The 18,968-nt window shown below is 69.1% G+C and carries 19 protein-coding genes and 2 pseudogenes; 10 read left to right on the forward strand and 11 right to left on the reverse strand.

Going from position 1 to position 18,968, the window contains the following annotated elements; all coding sequences use genetic code 11:
- Nucleotides 1–102: 102 nt before the first annotated feature.
- Entirely contained in the window at nucleotides 103–324 is a 222-nt protein-coding gene (locus AB0N81_RS30035; protein WP_365363775.1) for a hypothetical protein, read from the reverse strand.
- A 641-nt stretch (nucleotides 325–965) separates the two neighbouring features.
- Here AB0N81_RS30035 and AB0N81_RS30040 point away from each other — a divergent pair.
- The 3 genes from AB0N81_RS30040 to AB0N81_RS30050 are packed head-to-tail and all read left to right on the forward strand — an operon-like array spanning nucleotide 966 to nucleotide 1,970.
- A complete protein-coding gene (locus AB0N81_RS30040; protein WP_365363778.1) occupies nucleotides 966–1,115 on the forward strand; it encodes a hypothetical protein in 150 nt (49 codons plus the stop codon).
- Nucleotides 1,116–1,125: 10 nt separating this feature from the next.
- Nucleotides 1,126–1,653: a hypothetical protein gene (locus AB0N81_RS30045; protein ID WP_365363779.1), complete on the forward strand. Its 528-nt coding sequence runs from the start codon at nucleotides 1,126–1,128 to the stop codon at nucleotides 1,651–1,653.
- A gap of 53 nt (nucleotides 1,654–1,706) precedes the next feature.
- Nucleotides 1,707–1,970: a hypothetical protein gene (locus tag AB0N81_RS30050; RefSeq protein WP_365363782.1), complete on the forward strand. Its 264-nt coding sequence runs from the start codon at nucleotides 1,707–1,709 to the stop codon at nucleotides 1,968–1,970.
- Between the two features lie 333 nt (nucleotides 1,971–2,303).
- Here AB0N81_RS30050 and AB0N81_RS30055 read toward each other — a convergent pair whose 3' ends face one another.
- The 3 genes and pseudogenes from AB0N81_RS30055 to AB0N81_RS30065 all read right to left on the reverse strand — a co-directional run bounded on the left by AB0N81_RS30055 (nucleotide 2,304) and on the right by AB0N81_RS30065 (nucleotide 5,507).
- Nucleotides 2,304–2,432: a hypothetical protein gene (locus AB0N81_RS30055; protein WP_365363784.1), complete on the reverse strand. Its 129-nt coding sequence runs from the start codon at nucleotides 2,430–2,432 to the stop codon at nucleotides 2,304–2,306.
- 1,835 nt (nucleotides 2,433–4,267) lie between these two features.
- Nucleotides 4,268–4,855, reverse strand: a pseudogene (locus AB0N81_RS30060) (transposase family protein); the annotation flags it as partial.
- Nucleotides 4,856–5,171: 316 nt separating this feature from the next.
- Nucleotides 5,172–5,507, reverse strand: a complete 336-nt coding sequence (locus tag AB0N81_RS30065; RefSeq protein ID WP_365363785.1) for a winged helix-turn-helix domain-containing protein — start codon at nucleotides 5,505–5,507, stop codon at nucleotides 5,172–5,174.
- A 169-nt stretch (nucleotides 5,508–5,676) separates the two neighbouring features.
- On the opposite strand from AB0N81_RS30065, the gene AB0N81_RS30070 reads away from it, so the two are divergent.
- Together AB0N81_RS30070 and AB0N81_RS30075 are read left to right on the forward strand one after the other, a co-directional pair.
- Nucleotides 5,677–6,819 carry an FAD-dependent monooxygenase gene (locus AB0N81_RS30070; RefSeq protein WP_365363787.1) on the forward strand — a complete coding sequence of 381 codons (1,143 nt, stop codon included), beginning with the start codon at nucleotides 5,677–5,679 and terminating at the stop codon, nucleotides 6,817–6,819.
- A 208-nt stretch (nucleotides 6,820–7,027) separates the two neighbouring features.
- A complete protein-coding gene (locus tag AB0N81_RS30075) occupies nucleotides 7,028–7,315 on the forward strand; it encodes a hypothetical protein (RefSeq protein ID WP_365363789.1) in 288 nt (95 codons plus the stop codon).
- A 558-nt stretch (nucleotides 7,316–7,873) separates the two neighbouring features.
- Here AB0N81_RS30075 and AB0N81_RS30080 read toward each other — a convergent pair.
- The 3 genes and pseudogenes from AB0N81_RS30080 to AB0N81_RS30090 all read right to left on the reverse strand — a co-directional run bounded on the left by AB0N81_RS30080 (nucleotide 7,874) and on the right by AB0N81_RS30090 (nucleotide 10,089).
- Nucleotides 7,874–8,857: pseudogene (locus AB0N81_RS30080) on the reverse strand (IS30 family transposase).
- Nucleotides 8,858–8,946: 89 nt separating this feature from the next.
- Nucleotides 8,947–9,519: a hypothetical protein gene (locus tag AB0N81_RS30085; RefSeq protein WP_365363791.1), complete on the reverse strand. Its 573-nt coding sequence runs from the start codon at nucleotides 9,517–9,519 to the stop codon at nucleotides 8,947–8,949.
- Nucleotides 9,520–9,633: 114 nt separating this feature from the next.
- Nucleotides 9,634–10,089, reverse strand: coding sequence for a hypothetical protein (locus tag AB0N81_RS30090; RefSeq protein ID WP_365363793.1), 456 nt, complete (start codon nucleotides 10,087–10,089; stop codon nucleotides 9,634–9,636).
- A gap of 145 nt (nucleotides 10,090–10,234) precedes the next feature.
- Here AB0N81_RS30090 and AB0N81_RS30095 point away from each other — a divergent pair, with 145 nt between their 5' ends.
- Nucleotides 10,235–10,627, forward strand: a complete 393-nt coding sequence (locus AB0N81_RS30095) for a hypothetical protein (protein ID WP_365363795.1) — start codon at nucleotides 10,235–10,237, stop codon at nucleotides 10,625–10,627.
- 146 nt (nucleotides 10,628–10,773) lie between these two features.
- On the opposite strand, the gene AB0N81_RS30100 is transcribed toward AB0N81_RS30095, so the two are convergent.
- Both AB0N81_RS30100 and AB0N81_RS30105 read right to left on the reverse strand, forming a co-directional pair.
- Nucleotides 10,774–11,646 carry an undecaprenyl-diphosphate phosphatase gene (locus AB0N81_RS30100; protein ID WP_365363797.1) on the reverse strand — a complete coding sequence of 291 codons (873 nt, stop codon included), beginning with the start codon at nucleotides 11,644–11,646 and terminating at the stop codon, nucleotides 10,774–10,776.
- Nucleotides 11,647–11,813: 167 nt separating this feature from the next.
- Nucleotides 11,814–12,302: a helix-turn-helix domain-containing protein gene (locus AB0N81_RS30105; RefSeq protein ID WP_365363799.1), complete on the reverse strand. Its 489-nt coding sequence runs from the start codon at nucleotides 12,300–12,302 to the stop codon at nucleotides 11,814–11,816.
- A gap of 150 nt (nucleotides 12,303–12,452) precedes the next feature.
- Here AB0N81_RS30105 and AB0N81_RS30110 point away from each other — a divergent pair, with 150 nt between their 5' ends.
- Nucleotides 12,453–13,622: a thiolase family protein gene (locus AB0N81_RS30110; protein WP_365363801.1), complete on the forward strand. Its 1,170-nt coding sequence runs from the start codon at nucleotides 12,453–12,455 to the stop codon at nucleotides 13,620–13,622.
- Nucleotides 13,623–13,656: 34 nt separating this feature from the next.
- On the opposite strand, the gene AB0N81_RS30115 is transcribed toward AB0N81_RS30110, so the two are convergent.
- Nucleotides 13,657–14,361 (reverse strand): TVP38/TMEM64 family protein, encoded by a 705-nt coding sequence (locus tag AB0N81_RS30115; RefSeq protein WP_365363803.1) that lies wholly within the window; start codon nucleotides 14,359–14,361, stop codon nucleotides 13,657–13,659.
- A gap of 160 nt (nucleotides 14,362–14,521) precedes the next feature.
- On the opposite strand from AB0N81_RS30115, the gene AB0N81_RS30120 reads away from it, so the two are divergent.
- The 3 genes from AB0N81_RS30120 (at nucleotide 14,522) to AB0N81_RS30130 (ending at nucleotide 17,637) form a co-directional block, all read left to right on the forward strand.
- Nucleotides 14,522–15,193 (forward strand): DNA alkylation repair protein, encoded by a 672-nt coding sequence (locus tag AB0N81_RS30120; protein WP_365363805.1) that lies wholly within the window; start codon nucleotides 14,522–14,524, stop codon nucleotides 15,191–15,193.
- 321 nt (nucleotides 15,194–15,514) lie between these two features.
- The gene (gene tuf, locus AB0N81_RS30125) at nucleotides 15,515–16,693 is read left to right on the forward strand and encodes an elongation factor Tu (RefSeq protein WP_365363806.1); all 1,179 of its coding nucleotides are present in this window, start codon (nucleotides 15,515–15,517) and stop codon (nucleotides 16,691–16,693) included.
- A 98-nt stretch (nucleotides 16,694–16,791) separates the two neighbouring features.
- Entirely contained in the window at nucleotides 16,792–17,637 is an 846-nt protein-coding gene (locus tag AB0N81_RS30130; protein ID WP_365363930.1) for a fused MFS/spermidine synthase, read from the forward strand.
- Here AB0N81_RS30130 and AB0N81_RS30135 read toward each other — a convergent pair.
- Nucleotides 17,599–18,915: an MFS transporter gene (locus AB0N81_RS30135; protein WP_365363808.1), complete on the reverse strand. Its 1,317-nt coding sequence runs from the start codon at nucleotides 18,913–18,915 to the stop codon at nucleotides 17,599–17,601. The two genes, AB0N81_RS30130 and AB0N81_RS30135, sit on opposite strands and share 39 nt — an antisense overlap.
- Nucleotides 18,916–18,968 lie beyond the last annotated feature (53 nt).

Raw genomic sequence — 18,968 nt, forward strand, 5'->3', positions numbered from 1 at the left:
GAGCGGCACGTCCGCCGCTGGAAGCGTGCTCACGCGCACGTGGCCGCGCACGACGACCTCAGGCGCAAGTCGCAGCGCGGGCAGACAAGTGGAGCTTGCCGATCAGCCCGTCTTCCGGGCGCCGCTCACCTTGATCCAGGAATGGGGCGCGTAAGCGACCTCAACGAGCGCGGCGTTGCTGCGGTCAGCTTTCCAAACGAGCAGTGCCCCGCCCTCGATCGAGTACGAGTACTGACCCTTCTCGCTGTCGGTGAAGCGTATCTCCTCTCCTTGCTCCTCCGAGGCCTGGCCGTCCTTGCCGAGCACTACGAGATTCACAGTCATACGTCGACGGTACGGCACTACCGATTGAGTGGGCCCGTCCGCCACATGGATCATGTGCATGGCAGTCGAGTGGCTCCTCCGCTACGACTCCGAACATGCCGCCCTCGCCCGACGCGCCGGACACGTGGCCCTGCTCGTGTCCGGGGGCGCGGTGTGCGCGCACGGCTACATCTTCGGTCTGTGGCCCGGCGCCGACGAGCTGCGCGTGCGCGGCATCCTCCGCGCCTGCGGCGTCGGCCCGGACGCCACGGCGCCGCCCGTACCGCCGAAGCCGACTGCGTCCCCGCGTGACCGGCTCGACGACATTCTCGACAGCAACACCTTCGAGCCCGCGCCAGCACAGGCCACTCCGCGCCCCGGGGCCGAACCGTCCGAGGGGACGCCCCGCAGCACTGGTGTCCCGGCCGCCAGACGATCTGGCCCAAGTCCGGTCCACGTAGGGGCAAGAGGGCGGGGCCGGCTGTCGACCACCCCGCCGTCACCGACCCGCGTAGGTCCCTCGTCGGGGCCTGGGACGCCGTGCCCCACCGCGTCGCCGCCTGATCGCCAACGCCTCAGCAGCCGGACTCGGGTGGTCACTGCACCTCGTCGCCTTAACCCAGGACATCTGCGCGTGGGTCGACCTGCACGGGCCCGCCGACGTGCAGTCGATCTTCTGGTTCTGCGTCGGCATCGCCTGCCTGGCCCTCCACCAGGTCGGCCGCGGGAAGTCGGCACCCGTCGCCTGGCTCGCCTCCGTCCCCGCCGCCTCCGCCGTCCTCGGCGTACTCCTGTACGCCCCCACCGCCTGAAGGGCACCCCGTGTTTGAAGACCTCGGCCCTGCTGGCATCGCCACGGCGCTGACCGCGCTGCTCATCTCCGGTATCCCGGGCGACGGGAAGCTCAAGCCGCTCGGCTGGTGGACCACGCTCCCCGTGGCCATGCTCGCGGCCAGCGCCTACAAGGCCGCAGGCGGCCCCTTCACCATCGTGCCCGACGCCGCCGGAACCGTCATCGATTTCATGCGAGGGTTGATCAAGGGCCTCACGATCCCCGCGCTCACGCTCACAGTGGCGATCTTCGTCCTCTACAAGAAGCTCACGACCAAGCAACTGGGCTTCGTCGCGCTGCTGTTCTTCTACCTTGCGCAGGGCGCCGGCGGGAACTGGACGTACCTTCCGACGCCATCGAGAACGCGCGGATCGGACTCCAGTGATGTACATCAGCCTTCAGCCTGCGCAAGAAGACACCCGACCCCGAGCCCGCGAAGGTCGACGACACCACCGTCGACGAGCAGGCCGCCCCCGCCGAGGACACCGACGAGGTGCCCAGCCTGCCGCAGGCCCTGACCACCGCGGTGCGCGGGTGGTTCGCTTGGTGCACCGGCCGAACCAGCGTCACCGTGACGTACTGGGTTCACGGACTCGCCCTGTGGGCCGCCGTGTTCTACGGCGGATGGGCCACGGTCGGTGTCGCGGCCGCCCTCCTCACGGGCGTCGGTTCGTTCCTGCCGGGCGCCACCGTCGACCGGCTCACCGCCCGCATCGAGGCCCGCCAACAGGTCGCCGCCGAGGAAGAGGCGGAGCCCGCGGAGGAGCCCCTGGCGAACCCCCTCGTCGCACTCTTGTGGCACCTCATCGCGGACGCCCCCCCGGAACCCACCTGAAGACCCTCGGGAAGCACCTCGAGAAGGGGGCTGCGGAGGTGGGGGGCAGGAGCCGCCCCTCGAAGGCTGTAGTGGAGGCCAAACTCGCGGCCCTGCGAGTGCCCCTGCGGCCCTCCGTCCGAGACGTCCACGGCCGCGTGAATCAGGTGTGCACCGGGACGACCGGGCGGCCGCTCTCAGCCCCTCCCCAGACGAGGAGCCCGCCCCGGCCCATGACCCGTAGCGACCGCTGTAGCTGCGCCCTGGCCAGCCATGTAGCCAACCCCGCTACGGCTGTAGCGGACCGTCGTAGCAGCCCCTCGGAGCCCTTGTGCCGTACCTGTACACCTGCCGTCAGTACCGCACGGAGGCGCCCGCGAGACGCGACCACAAGCCGACGTGGAGGCCGATTAGCAGGCACACCGCGACGCCGTGCACGGTGGCCACAGACCTGTCGGCGATGACGGCATCGAGCACGTCCACCCCGCCAGCAGAGGTGACGGATGGCTCCCGTCCGCGCGATGGAGGCCGCCCCCCGCCTGGACGCTGACGTCGCCGCCCGCCTCGCCATCCACGACAGCACCGCGTGGCAGATGCCGCCCGACGACAACACGGACTAGCTGCTGTACGAGTCCTCGCCGACGCCATCGCCCACGATCACGCCCCTCACCTCGGCGCCGACGAACGCACCCTCGCGCGGGAGCTGTCGCGAGATGAGGGGCTCCGCGCCGCACGCACCGCGTCCGCGCGCTTGCACTCCTACCACTGACGAGGGAGACCCATGAACCGATTCGACTGCATGACGAGCGACGACATCAATGCGCCGAGTACGACGATCCCGCAGACGATCCAATGCTGCGCCCCACCATGACCGGCATGTCCGAGGAGACCGCCGACACCGTCCGCGCCGAGATGGACCGCCGGATCGCGGCCGGACTACCGCCGGTACCAGAAATGTCCTGGGAGGACTGACCGCGCTACCGGTCCCCGCCGTCGGGGGCGGGGACTTCGCCATTCCCGCCTCCGACGGCACGCCACCGAATGCCGCAGCTCACAAGGCGAATGGGTCAAGGACGGGACAAAGCCAATTCCTGGTAAGCCGAAGTACAAGACGCTGAGCCCAGGGCCCTGCCGCACCCCCGTCCCGGCCCCCGTCCCGGCAGGGCCCTGGACCTAGTCAGCCAGCTTTTACGAACTCCGCTATGGCAGTCATGGGGACGGCTCTTGGGGATCCTCAGCGCCCTGACTGCTGATCCGTGGAACAGGTCGATATGGACCCAACTTCGGCCGCTGATTCTTCCAGAGATGGCGATGCCACCGCCTAACGCACCACACAGCAAATGCGATCGGCGCAAAGGACAAAATGGTGGGGACTGCCGGCGGCAGCCAAAGCCAAAAGGGCAACGGCCACACTACAGCGACAACGATGGGGAGCACGACACTGAGGCCGAGCAGAAGTGCCCCCCACACGTCGTCAACCCGAGACCACCAAGATTTCCCCTGCAGATACGGTTCGAACCGCATCATTATGGAAAGCGCCAGCGTTGTGACGGGCGCCAGCAGCCATGGGGATGCGGGCATACCGCGATTGCCGAAGAATTCACCAATCAAGGTCGCAGGGATGTACGCCGGAAGCAGGAACATGCCCATATAGACAGCGGCTGACGCTATAGCCCCAAGGTCGTCACCCGAGTCAGCAACCTGCTCGCCAGAGTCACGTTTCACTGCCGCCTTATCCTCCCACCTGACTACAGGCATGCCTCCGCCAGTGCGGGAAGGCCCGTAGATTTGACTATCAGGTTGGCGATGTCCTCATCGATGTGACCAGGGTACTTCTTGTGCTTCAGGTATGCCCAAACAGCCTTCGCCACCTTCTTGCCATTCTTGACCTGAACCGTGAGTGCAAGTTTTGATGCGCTCGATTCCTGTGTGTGATCAGCAGCAAAGGCTGGCCCGGAAATCACAGTGAGTCTCAATTTCAGACACAGGGTGAAGTGTGGACCGGAATGAGATCGATCCAGTTCGTCAAGTCATGACCGGACGTTACTCGGCTTTTCGGGCTAGATAAATTAGAAAAGTCCGATACGGCAATAGGGCCCCCCTTTCATCTCTCCGTCTCCTGGCGAACTGATCGCAACGTGGCGACGCTGGTGGTGTTCGGCGGGCTCGGCGTCGCGGCAGTTGCATTCCGGCCGATCATGGCCCACGCTGTGCCGCAGATCCGGCATGCCCGGAAACAATGAGGCCCACCGTCGAGTGGGTCTTCGTCGTTCCTCTCGTGAAGCCATCGAAGGCTCGGGTCAAGGCGGGCAGATCCAAAGGGTGGCCATGGCCTGTTCGACGAGTGCACGGATCTTCGCGTGTGAGCAGTTGACGGCCCTCTGACCAGAGGAGAGAGTCTCCCAGCGCCCCCGGTAGGGAACTCGTACGGTGCCGGAGGCGCCCCGGTAGCCCCTTGTCGGCCCAGCATTCCACCCCGGCCCCCGCCAGGGCACCGATGATGCCGTGAGTTCGCGCGGACCTTGATGTCGTGGACAGATCCGGGCAGCGCGGGCGACGCCCACAGCAACCGTCCCGCCGGGTCCGCGATCACCTGCACGTTCATGCCGTGCTTCTTATGTTTCCCGGAGTAGAAGGGTCGGTCGGCGGCGATCCGGTCGATCGGCGGCAACGTACCGTCCAGGATCGCGAACGCCTTGCCGGAGGCTGTCCTCACCGCCTCGGCGAGGGTCGAGCTGGGCGTAGGTATGGCCGCATCGTAGATGGGCCAGCACGAGCAGCGCCTGCCGTCCGGCGGCCAGCCGGCGCCATCGTGTCCCTTGCGCAAGTCGACGTGCGGTCAGCTCACGGGTGAGGAAGCGCAGAGCGGAGGTGGACAGATCGACCCCGGCTGGGTAGACGAGCATGCGGAAGCTCCTGGCAGGATCGCTTGGACTCGACACGCACCCGTCTACCAGGAGCTTCTCTCCGCCCGGACCCCGCCCTCACCCCAGTGGCCCCGCTCCGCACGCAGGTTGAGGAAACCTCAGTGGGTGGTGGCGTGAAGGAGCGCGCACGGAAGTGCTCGGCGCCGATCACGAGCGCGGGACGGTGGTCGAAGCGACACCGATCCCCTTCGTGCCCGGCTACCTGCGAGCCGGGTACGAGCTGGATTCGGTCGAGCTCGCGGCTCAGGGCCGAATCGGACTCCCCTCCGGTGTGCTCAGCTGTGCTCGGCTGTGCTCAGCGAGGAGCGGTATCGGCCGGGGGCCCTGCTCCCAGGAGCGCGAGGAGCCCGGGGAATCTCTTCTCGATGTCCGCACGTCGTAGTCGGATGCCCTTGCGGTTGCCGTAGTCGATCTCGTCAATGAGACCTGCCTTGCGCAGGACCCGGAAGTGGTGGGTCTGGGTCTGCTTCGAGATCGGAAGATCGAACGAGTTGCAACCCCGCTCGCTGTCGCTGCGGTCGGTGGCCAACTCCGTCATCACCGAACGACGGTGCTCGTCGGCGAGGGCACGAAACACCGCACCCAGATCGAGTGCATCGGCCTCCGGGCCGTCCAGGTTCCTCCCGGCCATGCGGCACCTCCTTCAAGTACGACTTGCATCGTACCTGAAGGGCGTGCTTCCCTGAGGTACGAATTTGATCGTACCTGAGCCCGGTTGCACCGCCCGTGCCGCCGCTCCCGCAGACCCGGCGCGGCACTCGCCGGGGACCTGGTCATCGACACTCCGAGAGGTCATCGTCATGAAGAAGCCCGAGGTGCTGATAGTCGGTGCCGGAATCGCAGGGCCCGCACTCGCGTACTGGCTCTCCCGGAATGGATACCGGCCGACGGTCGTCGAACACGCCCGGCAGCTGCGCTCCGGTGGTAGCGCGATCGTCGTGAAGGGGCCCGCGATCCCGGTCGCCGAGCGCATGCGCATCCTCCCGCAGCTCCGCGAGCTCGCCACCCGCAATCGGTCGCTGACCCTGCTCGACCCCGGCGGCAGGCGAATCCTGCAACTTCCGCTCACCTCGGACAAGGCGCCGACGGTCGAGGTGACCCGAGCCGACCTGTCCGAGGTGCTCCACCGGTCGGCGCAGGCCGAGGCCGAGTTCTTGTTCGACGACACGGTCACCGCTCTCGACCAGGATGAAGGCGGGGTGGACGTCACCTTCCGGCGGTCCGCGCCACGGCGCTTCGACTTGGTAGTCGGTGCCGACGGGATGCACTCCACCGTACGGCGCCTGGTATTCGGGCCCGAGCGGCAGTTCGCGAGCGACCTGGGCCTGTACGGCGCGACCGTCCCGCTGGAACCCGACGCCATCGAGGACCCGACCGAGATGACGATGCTGACCGTGCCGAACCGGATGCTGGTCCTCCACCCCTCGCGGACCACCCCGCTTGCGATCTTCACCTTCCGGGCCGCACAGCCGGCGCCCCACGACCGCAAGAACATCGCCCTTCACAAGCAGACCGTGGCCGACGCCTACGCCGACGTGCGGTGGCGGGCACCGGAACTCGTGGCAGCCTTCCTCGACCACCCGGCTCCGTTCTTCGACCCCCTGACCACCCTCCGGATGCCCTCGTGGTCCCGCGGACGGGTCGTACTGCTCGGGGACGCGGCGGCGGCGACGGCCCTGCTGGGTGACGGGTCCAGCATGGCGATGGCGGGCGCGTACGCCCTCGCAGAAGAGCTCGCCGCCCATCCCGGTGATCACGCCCGCGCCTTCGCCGCCTACGAGTCGCGGCTCCGCCGTGAGGTAGGTCCGCGGCAGCGACGCGTCGGTCTGCTCTCCAGGCTCATGGTGCCCCGCACCCGGCCGGGCCTCGAGGTGCGCAACGCGGTGGGCCGCGCGGTCGGTCGCACGAACCGGATCGCCTCTCGCGAAGCCGCGAACCGGTAGACCGGATCCGCACCGACCGGTCACCGGTCGGTGCCGCAGCTCCGCGGTAGCTCTCAGCCGGGTCGGCGCCGCCATGTCCGACGAGCCCGGCTCGGCGTGGCAGGTCATCACCTATGCGGCAGGTCGGCTGCAGTGGGCCTCACCCACCGTTCCCGGCGCTCGCCACGACATGGGGACTTGCCGGTGACTACGCCCCCCCGACGCGGAGGTGAAGTGCTGGGCGCACAAGGCCGTCGACAAAATCAAGGGCCTGACCCTCGCGGGCGCGTACTGCGATGAGCTGACGACGTACCCCGAGACGTTCTTCCAGATGCTGGAGACCCGCCTCTCCGTCCACGGAGCGCAGTGGTACGCCACGACCAACCCCGAAGGCCCGAACCACTGGTTGAGGAAGCAGTACCTCGACCGGACCCGCCCGCACCTGCGCCGCGACGGCACGCTGGTGGAGGCGCAAGACCCGGACACCCTTGATCTGGCCCGCCGCCAGGACCCGTGACACAGGCCCCCTTCGCCGTTGTTGAGTTTGGCAGCAGCAGCGTCCAGCTCCTGGCGGCTGAACCCGGCCGACGAGTCCCCAGTTCCTCAACCACGAGCTCACGTTGAAAACAGGTCACCTCATACACGGCGCTTGACGGGGTGCGGAAATCGGGCGCTACTTGTCGGTGCTCACAGCATAAATGCTGATCAAAGGGGACTCAATGGGAAAGATCATGCGATCGAGGCTGACTGTCACGCTGGCGGTAGCCGCCGTCGTCGGCCTTGCCCTTCCGGGAGTTGCGGGTGCGGCGGATGGCTCGCCCCAGCCCAGGACCGACACGGCCTGTAACGACGGCAAGGCGACAACATTCGAAAACGTGGTCATCCGCACCAGTACCAGTACCAGTGCCGCTGTGGTGACCACTGCCCTGAAGGGGCAGACGTGGGCCTGTGGCTCAAGTAGCCCCTTCCTGGGCGGCCGGTATACCGCTTGCGGGACATCGAACGGCAACGGTTGGTTCTACGTCTACACCGCCAACTACTCGGGCTATAGCGCGTCAGCTTGTTGGGGATGACGCTACCCGCGTGACACCTCCCACCGCCGAGAGGCGCATTCCGGCGGTCTTCGCGTCACAGTGATCAACTGGCTGTCTCCAGGAGCTTTGCGAGGCGCTCGGCTGTTCAGCTCTGCCGCGACCGTCTCCAGGTCGGTGCGGCTGTGCCGGGAGAGGTCGGTGCCCCTTCGGGAAGTACTGTCGCAGCAGCCCGTTGGTGTTCTCGTTCGAGCCTCGCTGCCAGGGACTGCCAGGGACTGCCAGGGTTGCAGAAGTAGACCGGCATGTTCGCGGCTGTGGAGAAGAGGTGGTGGCCGACCATCTCGTTGCCCTGGTCCCAGGTTAAGAGATCGACGCAGGTGGGGCGGCAAGTGTCCGAGGGTTTCGGCGAGCGCCAGGTGGAAGTGCTCTGCCCGGTGCCCATCGGGCAGATGCACCAGCATGGTGAAGCGGGTCGTCCGTTCGACGAGGGTGCCGACGGCGGAGCGGTGGCCGGTGCCGACGATGCAGTCGCCCTTCCAGTGTCGTGGGACGGTACGATCGGCGGCTTCGGCTGGACGGTCGCTGATCATCACCATGGGTGTGGTGCAGCGGGGCTTGCGCCTGTGGGACTGCCGGTGCGGCTTGCGCATGGTCCGTCCTGTGTGCAGTGCATGGGCCAGCTCCCGGCGCAGTTCACCGCGGCCTTGGACGTAAAGGGCCTGGTAGATCGTCTCGTGGACCACGTGCATCGTGCGGTGCTGTTGCGGCGGATCTCCCTGCTGATAGTCGACGGGCTACGGCCCAGCTCGGCAGCGATGGTGCGGATGGTTGCCTTCTCGCAGAGGCGGTCGGCTACGTGCAGGCCGGCCGTGGCGCCACTCACGGCCGGTCCGGGGGTTGATGCCGACGAGCTTGCTCGCCTCTTTGTTGCCGTAGCCCAGCTTCATGAGCCGGAAGTATTCCTCCCGCTCCCGGCTCAGCTTGCCCCGGGAGTGCTGCTTGGCGGGCCGGATCTCGAAGTCCAATGCGCCCCCTGAGCTGGGGTGTTGCAACGACCACTAGAACGGAAGCTTTGGGCGGGAGGGGGCCCTTTCGTCGTGTCGGCTGCGGACGACTACCGCGTGAGCAGGTACCGCAGGAGGCGTGACTCGGCGTCCGAAGGTGACACTCCGAGCGCCTGCGCGAGCTCCTCGCCTGTGTGCGCGTCGGCCTCCGCGTTCATGGCAGCGCTGGCGGCGACCCTTTTGACCATGCTCTCCAGTGCGGCTACGCCTTTGAGTGCCGCGAGCGGTGCTTCTTCTGCGAGGTTGGTGAGCTGGGAGTCGAGCTGGTCCAGGAGCGCGACCAGCCCGGTGGGCAGCGGGACGGTGCGGGCCTCGACGTCGTCGATGTGCCGGCGCCAGTCGTCGAGCGGTTCGGGTGCGGGGAACGTCTCGGTGAAGATGTCGACGGCGTGCCAGTCGATGGCGTACTCGTTCTCTCCTCGCCAGCCGCAGGAGCATGCGGCGCGCCCTCGTGCGGCCTGCGGGCGGTTGAGGCTGCCGTTGTAGGCCCACCACTCCCGCGTCTTGTGGAAATTGGCCCCGCTGCCGGGATCCAGGTATGCGGGGTCAGGCTCAGTGCCGTCGTCGAGGACGGCGCCTACGTAGCCCTCGTGGGCGGTGCCGAACTGCTCCGTCGTCCACATGGAGGCCCCTTCTCTTGGCGGTGCAGAGTTCCACCATGCCGAACTCCCTGCCTGCCTGCGGAGCGAATGAAGGAGATTCCCCCTTCCCGCCCTCGGGCGGGAAGGGCTCATTCGTCATGTCCGGTCGACCAACTGCTTCGCGGAGGCGAGGGCGGCGTCCCACGGATACGCCTTCGGCGTCCCAGATCCCGGCGGGTTGGGCGTGAACCCGCCCTCGCCGTACAGGACCGTGACGCCCTGCTCGCGCAGCTCTGTGATGCTGCGGTCCAGCTGGCGGTGGGCGGCGTAGGCGGCGTTCACGCACGGCATCGTCACGGTGGGGATGCCCTTGCCGATGCCCTCGGCGACGACGCCGACCACGAAGTTCTGAGTGAGTCCGAGAGCCCAAGAGTTGAGACTGTTGAACGTGGCCGGCGCGAAGAGGATCACGTCGGCCTTCGGCCAGACGTCGGGGTCGAGGTCAAGCCGAGGCAGACGTCCAGCCGTCAGCCCAGGAACGGAGTTCCAGTATGCCCAGAGACGACCATCCCGGGCCCGGATCGCGAAGTACCGGAAGTTGGCTGGATACATCCAGAGCGGCCTAGCACTGGAGTTCGGCTACTCGTACAGCCTGCTCCACCAGGTCTAAGCGGTTACAAGGCGGCGAGCCCGGCCTTCACTGCTGCGTGTGCTCGGGCCTTGCGTGTCGACGTCACCGCCCTGACAGGACAGCCGTATGACCGAGCTTCAGCAGGGTCGCCTCGCCGAGCTGATCCGCCCCATCCGCGAATCACTCGACCTGTATGACCTCGGCGCCGATCCCGACATCGCGACGCGCGAGACCCCCCAGCTGGTGGCCGCGGCGGACAGTCTGTGCGAACTGGTTCGGGCGACACACCTCAACAAGGCCGCGCAACAGCTGCCTGTACTGATCGCTGAACTGACGACCGCGGCGTACCGCAATCCGTCCAGCGAGCTGTCGCCGCTCTCGAATCCACGTACCGGACAGCTCACGACGTCGGGTGAGCACACCATCGGGCTTCGCCTCGTGGACGAGCAGGCGATCCCGGCTGGGGGTGAAACGGCACCCAGCCCTGCAAACGCCGTCCGTCTGTCGGCACCCCAGTAGGGGGGCGGACGGCTCTCTCCCACGCGACAACGGTCGTCGTGACACGACCGCTGGGGTACTCCTTCAGCTCAGAACGGACGTATGGCCCCCGCGGAGGATGACCTCCGCGGGGGCCGTGTCTGTTCCTCCTGGGAGCAGCCGGCCCCTCACCCCGCCGATTCCCCCGCATGCGGGCTCAGCGCGCCCATGCTGACCAGCACCACCAGGACGATGCCGAGCAGGATCCGGTAGTAGACGAACGGCATGAAGCTCTTCGTGGTGATGAACTTCATGAACCAGGCGATGACCGCGTAGCCGACCACGAAGGCGATGATCGTGGCGAAGATCGTCGGGCCCCAGGAGACGTGGCCCTCACCCGCGTCCTTCAGTTCGAAGACACCGGACGCGAGGACCGCGGGGATGGCGAGGAGGAAGGAGTAGCGGGCCGCCGCCTCGCGGGTGTAGCCCATGAGGAGGCCGCCGCTGATGGTGGCGCCCGAGCGTGAGACGCCGGGGATCAGCGCCATCGCCTGGCAGACGCCGAAGATCAGGCCGTCCTTGACGCCGAGTTCCTTGAGGCCTTTGCGCTCCCGTACGGCACGGTGCTTGCCGCCCGTCTCGTCGCGGGCCGCGAGGCGGTCGGCGATGCCGAGGACGATGCCCATCACGATCAGCGTGGTGGCGATCAGGCGCAGATCGCGGAAAGGGCCCTCGATCTGGTCCTTGAAGGTCACGCCGAGGACGCCGATCGGGATCGAGCCGACGATGACCAGCCAGCCCATCTGCGCGTCGTGGTCCGAGCGCGGCACCTTGCCGACGAGTGAGCCGAACCATGCCGACAGGATGCGTGCGATGTCCTTGCGGAAGTAGATCAGCACGGCGGTCTCGGTGCCGATCTGCGTGATCGCCGTGAACGCGGCCCCGGGATCGTGCCAGCCGGCGAACGCCGCGGTCAGCCGCAGATGCGCGCTGGAGGAGATCGGGAGGAACTCGGTCAGCCCCTGGACGAGTCCGAGGATGAAGGATTCAAGCCAAGACATGAGAACTGCGCCGTCCAAGTGCTGATCATCAGGCCGCGGGTGCGGTCGTAGCGGTCATAGAGGGGCGTAGCTGAAGTGCGTAGGGCGTAGCTGAAGTGTGTAGAGGGGGGAAGCCGGAATGCGGGGGTGATCACGTCCCCCTCGTGGGGCAGCGTAGCGGTCCTGGGTTACGGGACAGTGGGAGGGCCGACCGGGGACTGTGCCGCCGGGCCCGCCGTCGTCCAGCCCGGGGCCTGTGGATGGGCGGTGAGGTCGTCGTGGCGGACCGTGTCGCCGCAGGCCGAGCAGGTCACCACCGGGACGAGTTCGTGGCCGCAGGAGTGTTCGAGGACCATCGGCCGATCGGCGTCCCCGCGCAGGTGGCGGTCGCCCCACGCCATCAGGGTCATCAGGACCGGCTCCAGTTCGAGACCCGCACGGGTGGGCCGGTAGAGGAAGCGCTGCGGGCGTTCGCTGTAGGACACCTTCTCCAGGACGCCCGCCTCCACCAGACGGCGCAGGCGTGTCGCGAGGACGTCGCGGGGCGCGCCGATGTTGCGCACCAGCTGGTCGAAGCGCTCGTTTCCGAGGCACACCTCGCGCAGGACGAGCAGGGAGTACTTCTCGCCGACGAGAGCGAGGGCGTCGGCGATGGAGCAGGGGCGCGGATCCTTCATGCGGGCAGTCTAGGGCGGCAGCGGGGGAGGGTTTGTTTTTCCAACTCGCATGGCTATGGTGAGTTTGGATTTCCTACTTACTTCTCCTGCTCGCTGGTAGAGCATCAGTGGTGCACCCGAGGTGCACCGGTAGTCGAAAGAGGCCGGACCATGCGTGACGCCGTCATCGTCGAAGCCGTACGCACCCCTGTCGGCAAGGGCAAGCCGCAGGGCGCCCTCGCCGCCGTCCACCCCGTCGAACTCCTCGCCCACACCCTGCGCACCCTCGTCGAACGCACCGGCATCGACCCGGCCCTGGTCGACGACGTGATCGGCGGCACCGTCGACCAGGTCGCCGAGCAGGCCATGAACACCACCCGCTACGCCGTCCTGTCGGCCGGCTTCCCCGAGTCCGTCCCCGCGACCACCGTCGACCGGCAGTGCGGCTCCTCCCAGCAGGCCGTGCACTTCGCGGCGCAGGGCGTCATATCGGGCGCGTACGACATGGCCGTCGCCTGCGGTGCGGAGTCGATGAGCCGCGTACCGATGTGGTCGAACGTGCCCGAGGGGACCGACCCGTTCGGGCCCGGCGTCGCCGAGCGCTACCCGGAGGGCCTGGTCCCGCAGGGCATCAGCGCCGAACTCATCGCCGCCAAGTGGTCCATCGGGCGCGAGCGGATGGACGAGTTCGCGACGGCCTCGCACCAGCGGGCCGCACGCGCCTGGGACGGCGGTCTGTTCGACGCCGAGACCGCGCCGATCGCGGGCCTCACCCGCGACGAGTCCGTGCGCCCCACCACCACCCCCGAGATCCTCGCCGGCCTCAGGCCCGCCTACTACGACCCGCACTTCGGCGAGCGCTTCCCCCAGATCGACTGGTCCGTCACGGCGGGCAACGCCAGCCCCGTCAACGACGGAGCGTCCGCCGTCCTCATCACCACCAGCGAGAACGCCGCCCGGCTCGGCCTGCGGCCGCTCGCCAGGCTGCACAGCTTCGCCGTCACCGGCTCCGACCCGCTCCTCATGCTCACCGGCGTCCTGCCCGCCACCGAGAAGGTGCTCCGCAGGGCATCACTGACCCTGGACGACATCGACCTGTTCGAAGTCAACGAGGCCTTCGCGAGCGTCGTCCTCGCCTGGCTGCAGGAGACCGGCGCCGACCCGGCGAAGGTCAACGTGCACGGCGGCGCCATCGCCCTCGGCCACCCGCTCGGCGCCAGCGGCACCCGGCTGATGACCACGCTCGTCCACGCGATGCGCGTACGCGGCGCCCGGTACGCCCTGCAGACGATGTGCGAGGCGGGCGGACTCGCCAACGCGACGGTCCTGGAGGCGTTGTAAGGGGTGCTCTCGGCCGTCGGAGAGATGCGGCGACTCAGCGGTCGCGGAAGTGGTGGCGCTTGAACCACGCCACCGCCGCCCCGCCCAGACCCGTCACCGCGATGAACCCCATCGCGATCAGGAAGACGGGCGACGTCGGCGTGGACGCGCGGGCGCCCGCGATGACGTACGCGGCCGTGTTGGGGATCGATCCCAGGCCCGTGGCGATCAGGAACGGCAGCCAGCCCATGCGGGACACCGCGGCGCAGTAGTTGGCCGCGGCGAACGGCACACCGGGGAAGAGCCGCACGGCCAGCATCGACCGGAACCCGTGCCGGCTGAGCTGGCCGTCGGCCGCCTTCAGCCAGCGGCCCCGCAGCAGCGGCCGCAGCGCGTCCTGACCCAGCATCCGGCCGAGACCGAAGGCGATCCCGGCACCGAGGACCGTGCCGGCGATCGCCGCGCCGAGCCCCGCCTGTGAGCCGAAGAGCGCGCCCGCCGCCAGATTGAGCAGCGGCCGCGGCACGAAAGCGGCGGTGCACGCCCCGTACGCCACCGCGAACAGGGCCACCGCCGTGGCGCCGCCCAACTGCGCCGGCCACCCGTCGGAGAGGAGCCGCTGCGGCTCGAAGACGAGCACGCACGTGGCCGCCGCGGCCAGCAGCGCCACCAGCAGGGACAGCCGCGACCACGGCGAGAGCAGCACTCTGGCGCAGCGCACGGCGAGGCCCTGCGGGCGGGCGGTGACGGTCTGGGACATCTCGGAAGACTAACCGGCACATGTGTCTGATCGCCGTATGGTGCGTCTCATGAGCGTCACAGTCCCGAGAACTGTTCCGAGAACTGTTCCGAGAACTGTTCCGAGAACTGTTCCGAGAACTGTTCCGAGAACTGTTCCGAGAACTGTTCCGAGCAGTGAGTTGGCCGACACGGTCCTCGAACGGCTCGTCCCGGCCTACCGGGCGGCGGCCGATCCGGAGCGGGCCGCGCAGATGAGGGCGTACATGAAGGACGTCGCCCCCTTCCTCGGACTCACCTCACCGGTGCGCCGCGACCTGTCCCGCGCCGTCCTCGCCGGCACTCCGCGCCCCGATGAGAACGACTGCGCGGCGATCGCGCTGCGCTGCTGGGAACTTCCCGAACGCGAGTACGCCTACTTCGCCGTCGACTACCTGCGGCGCCACGTGAAGCGCTGCTCGTCCGGCTTCCTGCCCGTCGCCCGGCACCTCGTCACGACGCACTCCTGGTGGGACACGGTCGACCTGCTCGCCGCGCACGTCGTCGGCGGTCTGGTCGCGGCCGACCCCGGGCTGCGGACCACCATGGACGAGTGGATCGGGGACGAGAACCTCTGGGTGGCCCGCACGGCGCTCCTCCACCAGCTCCGGTACAAGTCGGCCACCGACGCGGAGCGCCTCTTCGCGTACTGCGCGTGTCAGTCCGGGCACACCGACTTCTTCATCCGCAAGGCGATCGGCTGGTGCCTGCGGGAGTACGCCAAGACCGACCCGGAGGCCGTCCGCGCCTTCGTGGAGCGGGAACGGGGGAGTCTCGCGCCCCTGTCCGTGCGGGAGGCCCTGAAGAACCTCTGAACGCACCAGAGCGCCACTGGGGCAACTCGCACCCCAGGGCATGCCGTTCACGGGAAAACCATTCGACGTGGGCGCCTCCTTCGGTGAGGATCAGCCACATGTTCCGGTACGCCTTCCTCGCAGCCACGCCCGCAGTCGCGGGCGCTGCGAAGGCCGCCGCCCCCACACCCGCCGCCTTCGACGGCGCCCGAAGCTGACCCTCCCCGGACATTCCGGCGGACCCCGCAGGGGGAGGGTCGGTCCGGCCCCCGGGGTCCCCGTCCCGACCGAGCGCACCGCCGGTCCGGGACAACAGCTTCGAGTTCCGGAGAAGGAACCACCATGTCCAAGACCGCCTACGTCCGTACGAAGCCGCACCTGAACATCGGCACCATGGGCCACGTCGACCACGGCAAGACCACGCTGACCGCCGCCATCACCAAGGTCCTCAGCGAGCGCGGCACCGGCGGCGGCACCCAGTACGTGTCCTTCGACCGCATCGACCGCGCGCCGGAGGAGGCGCAGCGCGGCATCACCATCAACATCGCGCACGTCGAGTACGAGACGGACACCCGGCACTACGCGCACGTGGACATGCCGGGCCACGCGGACTACATCAAGAACATGGTCACCGGCGCGGCGCAGCTGGACGGGGCGATCCTCGTCGTATCGGCGCTCGACGGGATCATGCCGCAGACCGCCGAGCACGTGCTGCTGGCCCGGCAGGTCGGTGTGGACCACATCGTCGTCGCCCTCAACAAAGCCGACGCGGGTGACGAGGAACTGACGGACCTCGTCGAGCTGGAGGTCCGCGACCTGCTCACCGAGCACGGATACGGAGGGGACTCCGTGCCCGTCGTACGGGTATCGGGGCTCAAGGCGCTGGAGGGCGACCCGCGGTGGGCGTCCTCGATCGAGGCGCTGCTCGACGCCGTGGACACGTACGTCCCGATGCCCGAGCGCTATCTCGACGCGCCGTTCCTGCTGTCCGTCGAGAACGTGCTCACCATCACCGGGCGCGGCACCGTCGTCACCGGCGCCGTGGAGCGCGGCACCATCCGCCTCGGGGACCGCGTGGAGGTCCTCGGCGCGGACACGGAGACGGTCGTCACCGGCCTGGAGACCTTCGGCAAACCGATGGAGGAGGCGCAGGCGGGCGACAACGTGGCGCTGCTGCTGCGCGGTCTGCCACGCGACGCCGTACGACGCGGCCATGTCGTCGCGGCGCCCGGCAGCGTGACTCCACGGCGCCGCTTCACCGCGCAGGTGTACGTCCTCTCGGCGCGGGAGGGCGGCCGGACGACGCCCGTCGCCACCGGGTACCGGCCGCAGTTCTACATCCGCACCGCGGACGTGGTCGGCGACGTCGACCTCGGCGAGGCCGCCGTCGCCCGCCCCGGCGACACGGTCACGATGACGGTCGAACTCGGCCGTGACGTACCGCTGGAGACGGGCCTCGGCTTCGCGATCCGCGAGGGCGGCCGCACCGTCGGCGCGGGCACGGTCACGGGGGTCGCCTGACGGGCCGCACCCCGTCGGTCCCGTCCCGGGGGCACCGGTCCCCGGGACGGGCAGGCACAATGGACGACGTGGACGAGCACGAGTTCGAGGGCGAAAGTGTGGACGAGGCGGTTCCGGTGATCCGGGAAGTCGACCACGGGACCGCCAAGCTCATGCCCGACATCGACCGGCCGCGGGCCTGGCTGCTCACGGTCGACGGGGCACCCCAGTCTTACGTCGACCTGGACGAGCCCACCCACCTGGAGTTCGAGTACGCGCGCCGTCTCGCCCACGTCCTGGACACCGCGTCCGAGCCGGGCACCCCCCTCGACGTCACCCACCTCGGCGGCGGCGCCCTCACCCTGCCCCGCTATCTCGCCGCCACCCGCCCCGGCTCCCGGCAGCACGTCGTCGAGGCCGACCGGGCACTGCTCCGACTGGTCGCCGAGCGGCTGCCGTTGGGCGAGGGGAGCATGGTCGGCGTGCACGGCGCGGACGCGAGGGAGTGGCTCGACGCGGCGCCGGACGACAGCGCCGACGTCGTCGTCGCGGATGTCTTCGGCGGCTCACGCGTACCCGCGCACCTCACCACGGTCGCGTACGCACGGACCGCGGACAGGGTGCTGCGCCCGGACGGCCACTACACCGCGAACCTCGCCGACGGGGCGCCCTTCGCGTTCCTCCGCTCCCAACTGGCCACGTTCGCCGAGGTGTTCGAGGAGCTCGCGCTGATCGCGGAGCCGTCCGTGCTGCGCGGGCGCCGCTTCGGGAACGCGGTGCTGATCGCCGCGCACCGGCCCATCGACATCGCGGCCCTGGCCCGCCGCACCGCGTCCGACGTCTTTCCCGCCCGGGTCGAGCACGGCGACGCGCTGCGCCGCTTCATCGGGGACGCGCGGCCGGTGCGCGACGAGGACGCGGTCCCCTCACCCGAGCCGCCCGACGGCGCCTTCTCCATCGGCTGACGGATCGGCGGCCCCGCGCGACACGGGCTTCGCCGAGGCGACCACCTCCGTCGTGCGCCGCGTCAAATTGCGTACATCGGGGACGAACAGGACAGCCGCCGTCACGAGCACCACCAGCACGGCACAACCCCACAGCGACGCGGTGCGGCCGAAAGCGGACTCCGCGGGACCGGCGAGAGCCGTGGCCAGCGGCACCATCGCGATCGAGCCGAACCAGTCGTAGGCGGCGACGCGCGACAGCTTCTCCTCGGGAATCTCCTGGTGCATCGCGGTCATCCATGAGACGCCGAACACCTCGACCGCCACACCGCTGACGAACATCACCGCGGCGAGACCGGCGACCGGCAGCGGCACGGCGAGCGCCGCCGACGGGGCGGCCAGCGGGAAGACGCAGAGGGTGCCCGCGAACAGCAGCCGCCGCGGCTTCCACCGCGTCATCAGGAACGCCCCGCCGACCGTGCCCGCCCCGAACGCGCCGAGCGCCAGGCCCCACGGCCCCGCGCCGCCCAGCTCGTCGCGTGCCACCAGCGGCCCGAACACCGACTCGGCGGCGCCGACCACCGCCACCACCACCGAGAACTGCGCCACGATCGACCACAGCCAGGGCCGTCCCGTGAACTCGCGCCAGCCGTCCCGCAGATCGGCGACGAGCCCCTCGCCGGGCTCGCGCGCCGGTATGTGGCTGACGTCGAGGAACGACCGCAGCGCCCCCGCGACCGCGAACGCCGCGGCGTCCACGGCCAGCACCCAGCCGGGGCCGATCGCCGCGACCAGCAGGCCGCCGAGCGCGGCCCCGCCGAGCCCCGCGCCCTGCATCGCCATGCGGTACATCGCGAACGCCCGGCCGGCCTGCTCGCCGCTGACGGAGGACATCAGCATGCCCTCGGCGGCGGGCCCGAAGAAGGCCTGGCCGACGCCGCCGAGCCCGGTGAGCAGCATCATCTGCCACAGCTGTGGCTCGCCCGCGACGACGAGGACGGCGAAGGCCGCCTGCGACACGCAGTTGAGGGCGTTGGCCGCGACCATGACGTGGTGCCGCGGCAGCCGGTCGGCGACCGCCCCGCCGATGAGCAGGAACAGGACGAGCGGCAGCGTCCGCGCGGCGGCCACGAGCCCTACGTCGCCGCCGTCGCCGCCCGCGTCGAGAACCGCGAACGCCGCCGCGATCAACGCCCCGTGGCTTCCGAGGTTCGTCACGATCGCGGCGGCGGTCAGCAGTGTGTAGTTGCGGCCCGCCCAGGAGGGGCGGGAGCGTCGTGCGGGGGCGGGATTCGTCACCCCGGGACTGTCCCCGGCAAGTCACCGACCTGGCAAACCGTTTTGGCAGTGCC

Origin of the sequence: Streptomyces sp. NPDC093510, assembly GCF_040683555.1 — a bacterium.
In the GTDB taxonomy this organism is placed as follows: domain Bacteria; phylum Actinomycetota; class Actinomycetes; order Streptomycetales; family Streptomycetaceae; genus Streptomyces.